Source organism: Xanthomonas sp. (assembly GCF_017163755.1).
Classification (GTDB): Bacteria; Pseudomonadota; Gammaproteobacteria; order Xanthomonadales; family Xanthomonadaceae; genus Xanthomonas_A.
In genome coordinates, this window is record NZ_JAFIWC010000015.1 from 35,531 (window position 1) to 50,476 (window position 14,946).

Here is a 14,946-nt window from a genome sequence, read left to right on the forward strand (position 1 = left end):
ACGACGCTGGCGGCGGCGCTGGCGGCGGCGCTGGCGGCGCGATGCCGTGGCGGCGGCCGCGCAGCCGCAGCAGGCGCACCCACATTCAGCCGTGCGGCGGCGGCTCCGGACGCAGCCACAGCCACAGCGCCACCCCGCTCATGCAGCCGATCGCCAGCACCTGCACCCACAGCCGGTGCACGAACAGCACCAGCACCAGCGCGCACACCGCCATGGTCAGGGTGGCCATCCACTTGCCGCGGCGGCTGACCGCGCCGTGCGCCTCCCAGTCGCGGATGCTGGGGCCGAAGCGCGGATCCTCCATCAGCCAGCGGCGCAGGCGCTCGGAGCCGCGCGAGGCGGCGTAGGCCGAGATCAGCACGAACACCGTGGTCGGCAAGCCCGGCACGAAGATGCCGACGATGCCCGTCGCCAGGCTGGCGTAGGCCAGCAGCCACCAGGCCCAGCGGAAACGGGAGCGGGGTTCCATCGGCCCATGATAAAGCCGCGGGCGAACGGCGACGCGGAACAGGCGCCCCGGCACCCGCCTGGTGCGGAACGAATCCAGTCGCGACGATTCGTTCGCGACGAGCGAAGCAGCCGGCCTGGCGGGCGTGATGCAGTCGGGACTGAAGTCCCTCCCGCAGCGCACCCGGCGGCACTCGGTGCCCCCACCTTGTGGGAGCGACTTCAGTCGCGACGAGCGAAGCAGCTGGCTTAGCGGGCGTGGATGCAGTCGGGACTGAAGTCCCTCCCACAGCGCGCCGGCGGCGCTCAGTGGCTCCCCCCCTTGTGGGAGCGATTTCAGTCGCGACGCGCAACCCTTCCGTCACCGGCTTCGGAATCCGCCCGACTGAAGCCGGCGCCTACACCGGCGAAGCTCCTCCCACACGTGCACCCGGTCACCGCACCGCCCGCTACTGTAGGAGCGGCTTCAGCCGCGACAGCGCGCTGCGCCGGCCGGCCTCACTTCGCCGCGTGCTCCACGCCCAGCTGGTCGAGCATGAACGCGTACGACTCGGCCATCTCGCGGTAGCGGCGGAAGCGCCCGGACTTGCCGCCGTGGCCGGCTTCCATGTTCACCCGGAACACGATCGGCCGCGTGCCGGTGTTCTCGTCGCGCAGCCTGGCCACCCACTTGGCCGGCTCCCAGTACTGCACCTGCGAATCCCACAGCCCGGTGCCGACGAAGATCGCCGGATACGCCTGGCGCGCGACATTGTCGTACGGCGAGTAGCTGAGCATGTAGTCGTAATACGGCTTCTGCTCGGGGTTGCCCCACTCGTCGTACTCGTTGGTGGTCAGCGGGATGGTCGGATCGAGCATCGTGGTGACCACGTCGACGAACGGCACCTGCGCCACCAGCACGCGATAGTCGGCCGGGGCCATGTTCGCCACCGCGCCCATCAGCAGCCCGCCGGCGCTGCCGCCGGCCGCGGCGACCCGGTCCGGCGCCGCGTAGCCCTGCTGCACCAGCGCGCGGGTCACGTCGATGAAGTCGGTGAAGGTTTTCTTCTTGTTGAGCAGCTTGCCCTGGTCGTACCAGTCGCGGCCCATCTCCTGCCCGCCGCGAATGTGCGCGATCGCGTAGACCACGCCGCGGTCGAGCAGGCTGACCACCGGCAGGTTGAAGTTGGGATCGGTGGACATGCCGTAGCTGCCGTAGGCGTACTGGTACAGCGCGGCGCTGCCATCCTTCTTGAAGCCTTTCTTGTACACCAGCGACACCGGCACCTTGACCCCGTCGCGCGCGCTCACCCACAGGCGCTCGGTCTGGTACTTGCTGGCATCGTAGCCGATCACCGGCTGCTGCTTGAGCAGGCGGCGCTCGCCGCTGCGGGTGTTGATCTCGTAGGTGGTGGCCGGCGTGGTCAGCGAGGTGTAGCTGTAGCGCAGCCACGGCGTATCCGGCTCGGCGTTGACCGACAGGCCCATCGAGTACGCCGGCTCGTCGGCCTTGACGTAGTCTTCCTTGCCGTCGGCGAAGCGCAGGCGGATGCGTTCCAGGCCGTGGGAACGTTCGGCGATCGCGGTGAAGCCGTCGAACAGCTCGAAGTCCTCGATGAACACCGCATCGTCGTAGGGCAGCCATTCCTGCCACTGCGCGCGCGCGGTGGCGCCGTCGGCGGCGGTCACCAGCCGGAAGTTCTTCGCCTTCCAGTTGGTGCGGATCACCCAGCGTCCGTCGAAGTGGTCGGCGCTGTACTCCACGTCGCGCTCGCGCGGCGCCAGCACCGTGAACACCTGCGGGTCGGCCGCCGGCGCGTAGCGCTGCTCGGAGGACACGGTGCTTTCCATGCCGATGGTGATGTACTTGTCGTCGCGGGTGCGGCCCAGGCCCATGTAGAAGCTGTCGTCGTGCTCTTCGTAGACCAGCGCGTCCTGCGCCGCCGGCGTGCCGAGCACGTGCTTCTTGACCCGCACGGTCAGCAGCGTCTCCGGGTCGTTCTCGACATAGAACAGGGTCTTGTTGTCGTCGGCCCACACCAGGTCGGGCGACACCCCGGCGATGCGGTCGGCATAGACCTCCCCGGTCTCCAGGTTCTTGAACCGCACCACGTACTGGCGGCGGCCGACATCGTCCTCGGCCCAGGCCAGGATGCGGTTGTCCTGGCTGACCACCGCGTCGCCGACGTTGAAATAGCCCTTGCCCGCGGCCATCGCGTTGACGTCCAGCAGGATCTCTTCCGGCGCGTCCATGCTGCCCTTGCGCCGCGCCTGGATCGGATAGTCCTTGCCGGTCTCGAAGCGGCTGTAGTACCAGTAGCCGCGCTCGCGGTACGGCACGCTGCTGTCGTCCTGCTTGATGCGGCCGACGATCTCCTTGTACAGCGTGTCCTCCAGCGGCTTCAGCGGCGCCAGCACCTGGTCGGTGTAGGCGTTCTCGGCGTTGAGGTGGGCCAGCATCCGCGCGTCCTCGCGCTTGTCGTCGCGCAGCCAGTAATAGGCATCCTCGCGGGTGGCGCCGAACGGCGCCTTGACCGTGTACGGCTGCTTGGCCGCGCGCGGCGGCGTGGCGTCGGTGGCGAGGGCGGAGGCGAACGGTGAGGTCATGAGCAAGAGGGTCGCTAGCAGAGGGCGGTAACGCATCAATGGGGCTCCGGCGGAGACAACGCAACAGGACGCCCGCGTACGGCGGGCGGCACGCATGCAAGGTCCCGCACAGTGCCGGCCGAGTCTCCGCGCTACGCCGCGCGCTGGCAAGCGCGGCTTGGGCTTTTCCGCGCGCCCTCTTCTATCATCGGCGCATGACCGCCCTCCCCGCCGACTCCCTCCACCCGCCGAGCACGGCGCCCGCCTACAGCCAGCGCAGCCGCGACATCGAGCCGTTCCACGTGATGGCGCTGCTGGCGCGCGCCAACGAACTGGAACAGGCCGGCCACGACGTGATCCACCTGGAGATCGGCGAACCGGATTTCACCACCGCCGCGCCGATCGTCGCCGCCGGCCAGGCCGCGCTGGCCGCCGGCCATACCCGCTACACCGCCGCGCGCGGGTTGCCGGCGCTGCGCCAGGCGCTGGCCTGCTTCTATCGCCAGCGCCACGACGTGGACCTGGACCCGGCGCGCATCCTCATCACCCCCGGCGGCTCCGGCGCGCTGCTGCTGGCCAGCGCGCTGCTGGTCGATCCCGGCAAGCGCTGGCTGATGGCCGACCCCGGCTATCCGTGCAACCGCCATTTCCTGCGCCTGGTCGAGGGCCAGGCGCAGCTGGTTCCCGTGGGCCCGGACAGCCGCTACCAGCTGACCCCGGCGCTGATCGAGCGCCATTGGGACGATGTCAGCGTCGGCGCGCTGGCCGCCTCGCCGGCCAATCCCACCGGCACCCTGCTGGATCGAGGCGAACTGGCCGCGCTGTCGCAGGCGCTGCGCGCGCGCGGCGGGCACCTGGTGGTGGACGAGATCTACCACGGGCTCAGCTACGGCATCGACGCGCCCAGCGTGCTGGAGGTGGACGAGGACGCCTACGTGCTCAACAGCTTCTCCAAGTACTTCGGCATGACCGGCTGGCGCCTGGGCTGGCTGGTGGCGCCGGCGGCGGCGGTGCCGGCGCTGGAGAAACTGGCGCAGAACCTGTACATCAGCGCCTCGAGCATCGCCCAGCACGCCGCCCTGGCCTGCTTCCAGCCGCAGACGCTGGCGATCCTGGAGGCGCGCCGCGCCGAATTCGCGCAACGCCGCGACTACCTGCTGCCGGCCGTGCGCGCACTGGGCTTCCGCATCGAGGTCGAACCGCAGGGCGCGTTCTACCTGTACGCCGACGTCAGCGCCTTCACCGACGACGCGCAGGCCTTCTGCCGGCATTTCCTGGAAACCGAGCACGTCGCCTTCACCCCCGGCCTGGACTTCGGCCATCACCGCGCACGCCACCACGTGCGCCTGGCCTACACCCAGAGCCTGCCGCGGCTGCAGGAAGCGGTCGCCCGCATCGCGCGCGGACTGCAACGCTGGGACCGCCGCTGAACCCCAACCGCGCTTCGGCCAACGGCCGCCAACGCTCCACCGATCGGAATCGGCAGGCTCGAAGCCATGCAAAGGCGCCGTAGCCCCGGCACCACACGACCGCAGCCGCTACGGCCCACACCCCGGCTTCCGCCTACTCGCTTGGCAGGCACGGTAGCCCGGCACTGTCGAACAGCGGTACACGGTGTCGCGGCCGCGTTCGTCCTGCGCGGTGGTGACAGGCCGCGCGGCTTGTTGGAGCAGCAGGTACACGCGCCGCGTGGCGGCAAGCTGCGCGCCTTTAGCTTTAGCTGTGCTTTAGCTGTGCTTTGGCTGTGCTTTGGCTGTGCTTTGGCTGTGGCTTTTTGCTTTTGACCTTATTCGCCTTCAAAGCGAGCCGAGCACCGCAGGCGCAAGCGGCCGAAGAGGCGCCCTTGTTTGAGCGAAGCGAGTTTGGGCGCCGTGCCGCTTGTGCCGAGGAGCGCAGGGAACCGATGCGGCCTCATCGCATCGGCTCGCGTCGGCGACTGCGGTTTTGGTTACTTTTGCCAAGACAAAAGTAACTCGCGCCAAGGGCGCGAAAGCCTTTGCCGTTGCTCCTGCCTTTGCTGCTAGCTCCTGCCTTTGCTGCTAGCTCCAGCCCTCGCTGCCGCCCTACCCAGCCGGAGCCCGCGCACCAAAGCGCGGACATCCAACACGGCCGGCCGCGATCGCCCTCAGTCCTTCAACCGCTCCCACAGGAAGCTGTACGCCAGCGCCTGCATATGCGCCGCCTGCGCATTGTTCGCCGCGCCGCCGTGGCCGCCCTCGATGTTCTCGTAATAGGTCACGTCCTTGTCCGCATCGATCATCTTCGCCGCCATCTTGCGCGCATGCCCCGGATGCACCCGGTCGTCGCGGGTGGAGGTCAGGAAGATCACCGGCGGATAGGTCTTCTTCGGATCGAACAGGTGGTACGGCGAGAAGGACCGGATGTAGTTCCAGTCGTCGGTGTCCGGATTGCCGTACTCGGCCATCCACGACGCGCCGGCGAGCAGGTGGCTGTAGCGCTTCATGTCCAGCAGCGGCACCTGCACCACCACCGCCCCGAACAGCTGCGGGTACTGGGTCAGCATGTTGCCGGCCATCAGCCCGCCGTTGCTGCCGCCCTGCACGCCCAGGTGCTTGGCCGAGGTGATCTTGCGCGCGGCCAGGTCCTGCGCCACCGCCGCCATGTCCTCGTAGGCCTTGTGCCGGTTCTGCTTCAGCGCCGCCTGGTGCCAGCGCGGGCCGTATTCGCCGCCGCCGCGGATGTTGGCCACCGCGTATACGCCGCCCTGGTCGAGCCAGGCGCGGCCGAGGCTGCCGGAATAGAACGGGGTCATCGAGATCTCGAAGCCGCCGTACGCGTACAGCAGGGTCGGATTGCTGCCGTCCAGCTTCAGCTGCTTCGGACGCACCAGGAAGTACGGCACGCGGGTGCCGTCCTGGGAGGTGGCGAAATGCTGCTCGATCGCGTGCCTGGACGCGTCGAAGAACGCCGGCATCGCCTTCAGCGCCTCGATGCTGCCCGCGCCGCGCTGCGCGTCGGCCAGCAGCAGCGTGGTCGGGGTCAGGTAGTCGGTGGAGGTCAGCCACACCTGGTCGTTCTCGTCGGCGTCGACCGCCTCGACGCTGGTGCTGCCGAAGGCCAGCTCGCCGACCGGCAACGGAGCGCGCGCCCATTCGCCGGCGCCGGGCGTGAGCACCCACAGCCGGCTCTTGACGTTGTCGAGCACGTTCAGCACCAGCCGCGACTTGGTCCACGCGAACGAGGCCAGCGACGCGGTCTCGGTCGGCTCGAACAGCACCTGGAACTGGCGCTTGCCGGCCATGAAGTCGTCGAAGCGGGTCGCCAGCAGTGCGCCGGCGGCGTAGGTCTTGCCCGCCACCGTCCACGGATCGCGCAGCTCCAGCGTCAGCCACTGCTGGTGCACGCGCTTGTTGGCCGAGTTCGGCACGTCGAGCTTGGTCAGGCGGCCGTCGGCGCCGCGCAGGTACAGCTCGTCGTTGTAGAACGCCAGCGTGCGGGTGACGAAATCGCGCTCGTAGCCGGGCGTATCGTCGTGCAGCGCGGCGATGTACATGTCCTCCGGCTTGCCCTCGTAGACCGGCGTGGCGCTGCTCAGCGGCGTGCCGCGCTTCCATTGCTTGACCACGCGCGGATAGCCGGAGCTGGTCATCGTGCCGGCGCCGAAGTCGGTGTAGACGTAGACCGTGTCGGCGTCGATCCAGCCCAGGCCGCCCTTGGCCTCGGGACGGAAGAAGCCGTCCTTGACCCACTGCTTGCTGCCCAGGTCGAACTCGCGGGTGACGTCGGCATCGGCGCCGCCGCGCGACAGCGCGATCAGGCAGCGGCGGTAGTCCGGACGCAGGCAGTCGGCGCCGTGCCACACCCAGTTCTCGCCCTCGGCCTTGTTCAGCGCGTCGATGTCCAGCACCGTCTCCCATTTCGGCTCGGGCTTGCGGTATTCCTCCAGCGTGGTCCGCCGCCACAGGCCGCGCTCGTGTTCGCGGTCCTTCCACAGGTTGTAGTAGTACGGGCCGATCTTCTGCACCACCGGGATCTTGGCGTCCGAATCCAGCACCTGGCGAATGCCCGACTCGCGCGCCGCGAACGCCGGATCGGCGGCCAGCCGCGCCTCGGTCTTGGCGTTCTGCGCCTTGACCCAGTCCAGCGGCTTGGCGCCGGTGACGTCCTCGAGCCAGGCATAGGGATCTTGCGACATCGCGGGTTCCTCGGCCGCGGCGGCGCCGGCGGTGATCAGGCCTGCGAGCAGGCAGGCATGGGCGAACGTGGGCATCGGCAGTTCCAGGAGAATATCGCCGGAACCCTAGCATGGCCCGCGCCGCGGCCTCCCCTGCCGAAGGTCAGGCCGCGCGCGGCAGGCGCGGCAGGCGCAGCGGCGCCGTGCGCCGGCGCCGCCGCGCCTGCACCCGCGGCCGTACCCGGGTCAGCGCGCGGCGCAGTGTCGACGTCGGCAGCGCGAAGCGATGCAGCGCCCACCACGCGCTCAGCGGCATGCCCAGCAGCCACAGCGGCCCCCAGCCCAGCCACTCGCTGTGGCCGCGCGTGGCCGGCCAGACCAGCAGCAATGCCAGTCCGGCCAGGATCGCCTGGCGCAGCAGGCGGCGCAGCCCGGGGTGCGGAGCGTGGCGCGGACGCGAGGTGGAGGGGATGGGCATGGCGGCGACTCCGGCAGCTGGGTGAGGCGTATAGACTGTGCGGCGGCCATCTCAACGGCTGCGACCCGCATTGACATTGCCTTCGCCCTGCACCGCTTAGCGTGTGCCTTCAGCCTCCGGATCCTGCCTTATGCGCCTGTTTTCGATGTTCGCCGCCATGCTGATGCTGGGCATGGCCGTGCCGCTGCCGGCGGCCCGCGCGGCGAGCGACGATCCGGCGCAGCCGCCGGTGGACCTGCAGCGCTTCATGGGCAAGTGGTACGTCATCGCGCGCATCCCCTATTTCGCCGAGCGCGGCCGTGTCGCCAGCAGCGAGGATTACACGCTCAAGGAAGAAGGCAAGATCGCGGTGCGCTACCGGTACCGCGAAGGCTTCGACGAGCCGGTCGAGGAATCAACCGCGCGCGCCACGGTCAAGGAGGACACCGGCAACCGGCGCTGGACCACCTGGCGCCTGGCCGTGGTGCCGACCAAGTACCGCATCCTGGAAGTGGCGCCGGACTATTCGTGGGCGCTGGTCGACTATCCCGGCCGCGACCTGGCCTGGGTGCTCTCCCGCGCGCCGGACATGGAGCACAAGCAGTACCGCACGCTGGTCGATCGGCTGGACCACGAGCACGGGGTCAACGTCGACAAGCTCAAGCGCGTGGCGCAGCGCCGCGACCAGGTCGGCAAGCTGGGCTTCGAAGTGCCGAAGCGGCCCTGAGCGATCGGCGCAGCTGCGCGGCCCACGCGCGGCGATTTTCCCAGCTCATCCAGTCTCGGCCCAATAAGCCCTCCTGCGGTGTCCAGAGGCTGCCGTGAGAGCGAGCTGCGTCGCGACGGACGCGGCAGAGCGCATTCCCGGTTCAGGCGCATTGGCGCTGTCGCCGCCCGCCACGGCAGCGCGCCGCCAGGCTTGGCAGGCGGCTCGACGCTGCCGCGGCGCAAGACGATCCACGATCACCCGCCGCTCATCGAAGCGACATCGCCGGCCGGTATGATCGGGCCGATTCCCCCCCGAGAGGCGCCCCGCTTGGACAGCATGCCGGCTTACGCATTGCCCGACGCCCACCCCTGCCTGCCCTGCGACCCGCCGCCGCGCGGCCAGGTGCTCGCCGCGAACTGCCCGTCGCGCGCCGTCCTCAGCCACGTGACCAGCCGCTGGGGCGTGCTGGCGCTGGTGGTGCTGCGCACCGGCACCTACCGTTTCGGCGACCTGCGCCGCCGCCTGCAAGGGGTCAGCGAGAAGATGCTGGCGCAGACCCTGCAGGCGCTGGAAGCGGACGGCTTCGTGCGCCGCACCTCGTACCCGGTGGTGCCGCCGCACGTGGAGTACGGGCTGACCGCCCTGGGCCAGGACGTGGCCGCGCACGTGCACGAACTGGTCGACTGGATCGAGACCCACATCGGCACGATCCTCGGCGCCCACGCCGAGGTGCCGAAGGCGCTGCCGGACTAGGCGCAGGCCCTGCGCCGCCGCATCGCCGCATGCGCGCGCCAATCCAGGAAGGCCGACGCCGGCAGCCAGAGCGGCTCCGGGCGGCCTTGGGGCCATCAGCCACGGCCGGACCCACAGCGCGGCCGCCCCCCTGCAAGCGCATCAGGCCATCGACACCGTCCCGGCGCCAACGCCGATCGCCGCTATCGGGCCGGGGCCCTAGTCGTCGTTGTAGTTGCTCAGCGCCAGCGACAGCAGCGACTTGGCCTGTTCGCGCAGCGAGCGCGGCTCGACGATCTCCGCATCCGAGCCGTAGTGCAGCACGTCCATCAGCAATTCGCGCGAGACGCTGTACGGCACCTTCAGCTCGTAGCTGCCGTCGGGCAGGAAGCGCCCCTGCTGCTTGGAATGCCAGTGCTCGTCGGCCACCCAGCGCGCCGCCTTGGGGCTGAACACGATCGTCGCCCAGCCCTTCGGCGCGCCGGAGAAGATCCCGTAGCTGGCGGCCAGCTGCGAATCCAGTTCCTCGTCGGCCACGTCCTGCGCCGGCTGGTCGAGCAGCCGCGCATGGTTGATGCGGTCCACGGCGAAACTGCGCACCGCGTCGCGGCCGTGGTCCCAGGCGTCCAGGTACCAGTTGTCGCGATAGTGGGTGATGCGCTGCGGCGATACGGTGCGCTTGGTCGACTCGTCGGTGGAGCGGGCGCGGTAGTCGAACGACAACCGCTTGCGCTCCAGCACCGCCGAGGCGACGCTGCGGAAGCTGGCTTCGTCCAGCTTGCGGCCGCGGTGCGGGATCACCCGCACCCGTTCCACCGGCCAATGGCTGGCGCCGGCCTGCGCCGCCAGCAGGCCCTCGATGCGCTGCTGCAGCGGCGCCAGCACCGACGACAGCACGCCGCCGCCGGTACGCGCCAGCAGTTGCTGCGAGGCTAGCAGTGCATGCAGTTCTTCCGAACTCAGCCACAGCCCGGGCAGCTCGAAGCGGTCGCTCTCGCCGGATTCGTAGCGGAAGCCGGCTTCGCCGTCGCCCTCCACCGGCGCCATCAGCGCATCGCGCAGGAACGCCAGGTCGCGGTAGACGGTGGCGCGGGAACAGCTCAGCTCGTCCTGCAGGCGCGCCACCGTCACCGGGTAGCGCGCGGACTTGAGCAGGCGGTGCAAGGCAGTGATGCGTTCGTAGCGGTCCATGGCGCCGATTATGTCTGAGTCCGCGGCCGAAAAACCGCTGCGGCGGGCCGCAGACGCACGTGCGGCGGGCGGCGGCGCCGGCACGCGCCGGGCGCCCGACCAAAATCCCGGTTAAAGCCGGGGACCGCGCGGCAGCCGGGAGGTCATGCGGGTCCGGTATGATGAAATCGTTTCCATTTCGTTAGCCGAAGGCTACGTCCTTTATCCGGAGAGAAGCCATGCCGCGCCGTGTCGCCCTAGTCCCCGTTGTCACCCTGATGCTGCTGAGCCCGGCCCTGGCCTGGGCCGACGACGTAGGCACGCCCTCCCTGGATGCGTCCAGCTCCCCCTGGAGCGGCTCGGGCGAACTGGGCTTCGCCTCCTCGCACGGCAACAGTTCCACCGAGACCTTCAACGGCCGCCTGAAGGGCCAGTACCTGGACGGCGACTGGATCCACAGCCTGGACCTGTTCGCGCTGCGCGCCAGCGCCGAGTACACCAACAGCAACGACGATGGCAGCACCGAGCGGGTACGCCAGACCACCTCCAACCGCTACACCGGCAGCGCCGGCAGCGCGCTTCAGCTCGGCGAGCACCGCCAGCTGACCGCCTCGCTGCGCTACGAGCGCGACGACTTCGCCACCTACGACCGCCTGGGCACCGTCGGCATCGGCTACGGCACGCGGGTCATGGACAGCGACCGTTACACGGTGGACGTGCAGGTCGGCCCCGGCGTGCGCCGCGCCCACGACGTGGAAGAGGACCGCAACGAGACCAGCCTGATCGGCCGCGGCCTGTTTGATTTCAAGTACGCGCTGACCGACAACACCGAGGTCGGCAACACCCTGCTGGTGGAGTCGGGTTCCTACAACACCTTCGCGCAGAACGACCTGGGCATCTCGGTCAGCATGAACTCGCACTTCGCGCTGAAGGCCGGCTGGCAGGCGCGCCACAACAGCGACGTCAGCGACGAGAAGAAGAAGACCGATACGTTGACCACGATGAACGTGGTCTACAAGTTCAAGTAGGGCCGGGACTCGGGACTCGGGACTCGGGAACAGCATGCGCCGCGACCTGGCCGATCGGCGCTGTCGCATGGGGCCGTCGACCCGGCCGTTTGCGGTCGACGGCCCCTTTTCGTAGGAGCGGCTTCAGCCGCGACAGGCGCCATCAACGATGCCGGTAGCGCCAAGCCGCTCCTGCAGCTTTGCTGTTTGCGATGGATCCCGAACCCGCCCGGCTCCGGCGAGCGCTCAGGCTGGCGCCGCGGCGTCCAGCAACGCACGCGCCCCGGCGCCCAGCAGCGCTTCGGCGACGGCCTGGCCCAACGCCTGCGGATCGTGTGCCGGACGCTGCGCATCGGCGCGCACCAGGCGTCCGTCGGCGACGCCGCCGACCAGCCCCTGCAACAGCAGGTCCCCGCCCTGCCATTGCGCGAACGCCGCCACCGGCACGTGGCAGCTGCCGTGCAGCGCGCGGTTCATCGCCCGCTCCGCCTCCACGCAGGCGCGGGTGCGCGCGTCGTCGAGCGCGGCGAACAGCGTCATGGCCTGGCCGTCGTCGCCGCGGCATTCCACCGCGATCGCGCCCTGCGCCGGCGCCGGCAGCCAGTCCGGCGCCTGCAGCCGCTGGGTGATGCGCGCGTCCAGGCCCAGCCGCTGCAGCCCGGCGCAGGCCAGCACGATCGCGTCGTAGCCGCCGTTGTCGAGCTTGGCCAGGCGCGTGTTGACGTTGCCGCGCAGGTCCAGCAGTTCCAGATCCGGCCGCCGCGCGCGCAGCTGCGCCTGCCGCCGCAGCGACGAGGTGCCCACGCGCGCGCCGAGCGGCAGCGCGTCCAGCGACGCGTACAGGTTGGAGATCAGCGCATCGGCCGGATCGGCGCGGGCCAGGATCGCCGCCAGCGCGAACGGCGGATCCAGCTCCATCGGCACGTCCTTGAGCGAATGCACCGCGCAATCGGCCTGCCCACGCAGCATCGCCAGCTCCAGTTCCTTCAGGAACAGGCCCTTGCCGCCGACCGCGGCCAGCGAACGGTCCAGCACCTCGTCGCCGCGGGTGCTCATCGGCACCAGCACCACGTCCAGCCCCGGATGCGCCGCGCGCAGGCAATCGGCGACGTGTTCGCTCTGCCACAGGGCGAGCGGGCTCTTGCGGGTGGCGATGCGCACGGTCTTCATGCCGCCATTATCGCGGAAAGCGCGCCGCCGGTCGCCGCACTCTCCCAATCCCGGATCCCCAATCCCGGCCTTCACAGATGCCGGATCTCCTGCCGCAACTGCGCCACGCAGCGCCGGCTCACCTCCAGCGGCTGCTTGCCGTGGCGCAGCACCGCCTGCACCTGGCCTTCGCCGAGGCGGCGCAGCTCGACCAGCTCGTGGCGCGCGACCAGGCAGTTGCGGTGGATGCGCACGAAGCGTTCGGCGAACTCCTCTTCCAGCGACTTCAGCGACTCCTCGATCAGGTCCTCGCCGCGCGCGTGGTGCACCACCACGTACTTTTCCTCGGCCTGCAGGTAATGGATGTCGTCCACCGGGATCAGCCGCAGGCTGCCGCGCAGCCGCGCGCACAGGTGGGTGCGGCGCTGCGCCGACACCGTGGCATCGCCGTTGCCGCGGCCGGCCATGAAGGTGCGTGCGCGTTCCAGCGCCGACGCCAGCCGCTCCGGGCGCACCGGCTTCATCAGGTAGTCGATCGCCGCCGCCTCGAACGCGGACAGCGCGTGCGCGTCGTAGGCGGTGCAGAACACCACCGCCGGCCGCGGCTCGAACGTCGCCAGGTGGCGCGCGGTCTCCAGCCCATCCACGCCGGGCATGGCGATGTCCAGCAGCACCAGGTCCGGCTGCAGCTCGGCGCAGGCGTGCAGCGCCTGCATGCCGTTCTCCGCTTCGGCCACCACGTCGATGCCAGCGTGTTCGGCCAGCAGCGCGCGCAGCCGCTCGCGCGCCAGAGGTTCGTCGTCGGCGATCACCACCTTCACGTGCGGCACCTCAGGTCAGCGGGAGCGCGATCTCGCAGGCATAGTAGCCTTCACGCCAGTGGCCCGTCATCCGCGCCCGCGGGCCAAAGCGGTAGGCCAGGCGATGGGCGATGCTGCGCTGGGCGTGACCGGCTCCGGCGCGCACCGCCAGCGCCTGCGGGTCCGGCGGCGGCGCCGGGTTGCGGATCGACACCTGCAACAGACCCTCGTGGCAACGCAGCCGCAGCACGATCGCGCCGCCTTCGGGCAGCCGGGATATGCCATGCAGCACCGCGTTCTCGACCAGCGGCTGCAGGGTCAGCCGCGGCAACGGCAACGACCATGGCAAGGGTTCCTCGCGCTGCCATTCGACCTGCAGGCGGTCGCCGAGCCGCAGCGACTCGATCGACAGATAGCGCTCGGCCAGCTCGCACTCCTCGCGCAAGGACGAATCGCCTTCGCCTGCGCCGAGCGCGGCACGGAACAGGTCGGACAGGTCGAGGACGGCGCGCTCGGCGACCGCCGGATCGCGCCGCAGCAGGCTGGCGATCAGGTTCATGCTGTTGAACAGGAAATGCGGGCGGATCCGCGCCTGCAACGCATCGGCTTCGGCGCGCGCGTTGGCGTTGAGCTGGGCTTCCCAGCGGTCGCTCACGTAGAAGTAGCGCAGCGCCAAGGCCACGATCAGGGTCACCACGCCGGCGCTGCCGAGGGTGAAACGCCAGAAGCCGACGCCGCCGCCCATCCAGCGCTGGTCGAGCGCCGCGTACAGGGCGTGCACGATGCCGGCACCCAGCATCGCGGTCACGCCGGCCAGCACGACCGCCAGCAACGCTCCCAGCTGCATCGGCGGCCGCGACAGCGGCGCGCGCAGCACGCACAGCAACCCGGCCACCGCCAGGGCCAGCCACAACGCGAAGCCGCTGGCGGACAGGAACTGGCCCACACCCCAGTGGCGCACGCCATCGGGCGTCAACGCCACCACCAGCACCACCAGCTCGGCGAGCCCGAGCAGCACCGCGATGCGGCGCAGCCGGCACAGGTCCGGCAGCCAGGGTTCGGCGCGGGTGGCCGGATCGCTCACGCCGCCGCGAAGCGCTGCGTCATCCAGTCGCCCAGGGCGTGGATTTCCTCCGCGCAGACCTGGTGCGCCATGGGGTAGCGTTGCCACTGCAGCGGCATGCCCAGCGCCTGCAGCGCGTTGGCGGTCTGCTCGGCGTAGGCGAGCGGGATCACCGGGTCGCTCTGGCCGTGGGCCATGAACAGCGGCTGCGCCAGCGCCGCCGGGGCATGCCAGGCAGCCACGCTGGCCAGGTCAGGCAGATAGGTCGACAGGCCGATCAGCCCGGCCAGCGGCCGCTCGCGGCGCAGGCCGGCCGCCAGGGTGATCGCCCCGCCCTGCGAGAAGCCGGCCAGCAGCAACCGTTCGGCCGGCACCCCGCGCTCGTGTTCGCGCTGGATCAGCGCCTCCACCTGCGCCACCGACTCGGCCACACCGGCGCTGTCGGCGCGGGTCGGGAAATCCATGCCGACGATGTCGTACCAGGCGCGCATGCGCACGCCGTTGTTGATCGTCACCGCGCGTACCGGCGCATGCGGGAAGACGAAGCGCAGCGCCGGCCAGCCCGGGCGCAGCAGTTCGGGCACCAGCGGCGCGAAGTCGTGGCCGTCGGCGCCGAGCCCGTGCAGCCACAGCACGGTCCAGCCCGGAGCGGCGGCGGTTTCGTGTTCCAGTGTTTCCAGCATGCGCGGCCTTTCCCCGTGGTGACCGGGCG

General features: G+C 70.2%; 13 protein-coding genes and 1 pseudogene. 4 read left to right on the plus strand and 10 right to left on the minus strand.

Annotation, left to right across the window (positions count from 1 at the left end; all coding sequences use genetic code 11):
- Positions 1–85 precede the first annotated feature (85 nt).
- Positions 86–469: a YbaN family protein gene (locus JR065_RS11485; protein ID WP_206234320.1), complete on the minus strand. Its 384-nt coding sequence runs from the start codon at positions 467–469 to the stop codon at positions 86–88.
- 476 nt (positions 470–945) lie between these two features.
- The gene (locus JR065_RS11490; protein WP_206234322.1) at positions 946–3,033 is read right to left on the minus strand and encodes a S9 family peptidase; all 2,088 of its coding nucleotides are present in this window, start codon (positions 3,031–3,033) and stop codon (positions 946–948) included.
- Positions 3,034–3,227: 194 nt separating this feature from the next.
- Here JR065_RS11490 and JR065_RS11495 point away from each other — a divergent pair, with 194 nt between their 5' ends.
- A complete protein-coding gene (locus JR065_RS11495; RefSeq protein ID WP_206234323.1) occupies positions 3,228–4,442 on the plus strand; it encodes a pyridoxal phosphate-dependent aminotransferase in 1,215 nt (404 codons plus the stop codon).
- 151 nt (positions 4,443–4,593) lie between these two features.
- Here JR065_RS11495 and JR065_RS21525 read toward each other — a convergent pair.
- The 3 genes and pseudogenes from JR065_RS21525 to JR065_RS11505 form a co-directional block, all read right to left on the minus strand.
- Positions 4,594–4,721, minus strand: a pseudogene (locus tag JR065_RS21525) (pseudouridine synthase); the annotation flags it as partial.
- A gap of 416 nt (positions 4,722–5,137) precedes the next feature.
- Positions 5,138–7,243, minus strand: a complete 2,106-nt coding sequence (locus tag JR065_RS11500) for a prolyl oligopeptidase family serine peptidase (protein WP_206234324.1) — start codon at positions 7,241–7,243, stop codon at positions 5,138–5,140.
- Positions 7,244–7,310: 67 nt separating this feature from the next.
- Positions 7,311–7,625, minus strand: a complete 315-nt coding sequence (locus JR065_RS11505) for a hypothetical protein (RefSeq protein ID WP_206234325.1) — start codon at positions 7,623–7,625, stop codon at positions 7,311–7,313.
- Positions 7,626–7,755: 130 nt separating this feature from the next.
- Here JR065_RS11505 and JR065_RS11510 point away from each other — a divergent pair, with 130 nt between their 5' ends.
- Together JR065_RS11510 and JR065_RS11515 are read left to right on the plus strand one after the other, a co-directional pair.
- Positions 7,756–8,331, plus strand: coding sequence for a lipocalin family protein (locus tag JR065_RS11510; RefSeq protein WP_206234326.1), 576 nt, complete (start codon positions 7,756–7,758; stop codon positions 8,329–8,331).
- 333 nt (positions 8,332–8,664) lie between these two features.
- On the plus strand, positions 8,665–9,066 hold the full coding sequence (locus JR065_RS11515) for a winged helix-turn-helix transcriptional regulator (protein WP_277420142.1): 402 nt from the start codon (positions 8,665–8,667) through the stop codon (positions 9,064–9,066).
- Between the two features lie 198 nt (positions 9,067–9,264).
- Here the strand turns inward: JR065_RS11515 and JR065_RS11520 are convergent, their stop codons facing one another.
- On the minus strand, positions 9,265–10,236 hold the full coding sequence (locus JR065_RS11520) for a helix-turn-helix transcriptional regulator (protein ID WP_206234329.1): 972 nt from the start codon (positions 10,234–10,236) through the stop codon (positions 9,265–9,267).
- A gap of 218 nt (positions 10,237–10,454) precedes the next feature.
- On the opposite strand from JR065_RS11520, the gene JR065_RS11525 reads away from it, so the two are divergent.
- Positions 10,455–11,243, plus strand: coding sequence for a DUF481 domain-containing protein (locus tag JR065_RS11525; protein WP_206234330.1), 789 nt, complete (start codon positions 10,455–10,457; stop codon positions 11,241–11,243).
- A gap of 225 nt (positions 11,244–11,468) precedes the next feature.
- Here JR065_RS11525 and hemC read toward each other — a convergent pair whose 3' ends face one another.
- The 4 genes from hemC to JR065_RS11545 form a co-directional block, all read right to left on the minus strand.
- A complete protein-coding gene (gene hemC / locus JR065_RS11530) occupies positions 11,469–12,392 on the minus strand; it encodes a hydroxymethylbilane synthase (RefSeq protein ID WP_206234332.1) in 924 nt (307 codons plus the stop codon).
- A 71-nt stretch (positions 12,393–12,463) separates the two neighbouring features.
- Positions 12,464–13,192, minus strand: coding sequence for a response regulator (locus JR065_RS11535; RefSeq protein WP_206234333.1), 729 nt, complete (start codon positions 13,190–13,192; stop codon positions 12,464–12,466).
- A 10-nt stretch (positions 13,193–13,202) separates the two neighbouring features.
- Positions 13,203–14,222, minus strand: coding sequence for a sensor histidine kinase (locus tag JR065_RS11540; protein WP_206234408.1), 1,020 nt, complete (start codon positions 14,220–14,222; stop codon positions 13,203–13,205).
- Between the two features lie 29 nt (positions 14,223–14,251).
- Positions 14,252–14,917, minus strand: a complete 666-nt coding sequence (locus JR065_RS11545; protein WP_206234334.1) for an alpha/beta hydrolase — start codon at positions 14,915–14,917, stop codon at positions 14,252–14,254.
- Positions 14,918–14,946 lie beyond the last annotated feature (29 nt).

Bases quoted from the DNA above. Each gene is read 5' to 3' on its own strand.
- JR065_RS11485 (WP_206234320.1), bottom strand. From the start codon at position 469: ATGGAACCCCGCTCCCGTTTCCGCTGGGCCTGGTGGCTGCTGGCCTAC.
- JR065_RS11490 (WP_206234322.1), bottom strand. From the start codon at position 3,033: ATGACCTCACCGTTCGCCTCCGCCCTCGCCACCGACGCCACGCCGCCG.
- JR065_RS11495 (WP_206234323.1), top strand. From the start codon at position 3,228: ATGACCGCCCTCCCCGCCGACTCCCTCCACCCGCCGAGCACGGCGCCC.
- JR065_RS11500 (WP_206234324.1), bottom strand. From the start codon at position 7,243: ATGCCCACGTTCGCCCATGCCTGCCTGCTCGCAGGCCTGATCACCGCC.
- JR065_RS11505 (WP_206234325.1), bottom strand. From the start codon at position 7,625: ATGCCCATCCCCTCCACCTCGCGTCCGCGCCACGCTCCGCACCCCGGG.
- JR065_RS11510 (WP_206234326.1), top strand. From the start codon at position 7,756: ATGCGCCTGTTTTCGATGTTCGCCGCCATGCTGATGCTGGGCATGGCC.
- JR065_RS11520 (WP_206234329.1), bottom strand. From the start codon at position 10,236: ATGGACCGCTACGAACGCATCACTGCCTTGCACCGCCTGCTCAAGTCC.
- JR065_RS11525 (WP_206234330.1), top strand. From the start codon at position 10,455: ATGCCGCGCCGTGTCGCCCTAGTCCCCGTTGTCACCCTGATGCTGCTG.
- hemC (WP_206234332.1), bottom strand. From the start codon at position 12,392: ATGAAGACCGTGCGCATCGCCACCCGCAAGAGCCCGCTCGCCCTGTGG.
- JR065_RS11545 (WP_206234334.1), bottom strand. From the start codon at position 14,917: ATGCTGGAAACACTGGAACACGAAACCGCCGCCGCTCCGGGCTGGACC.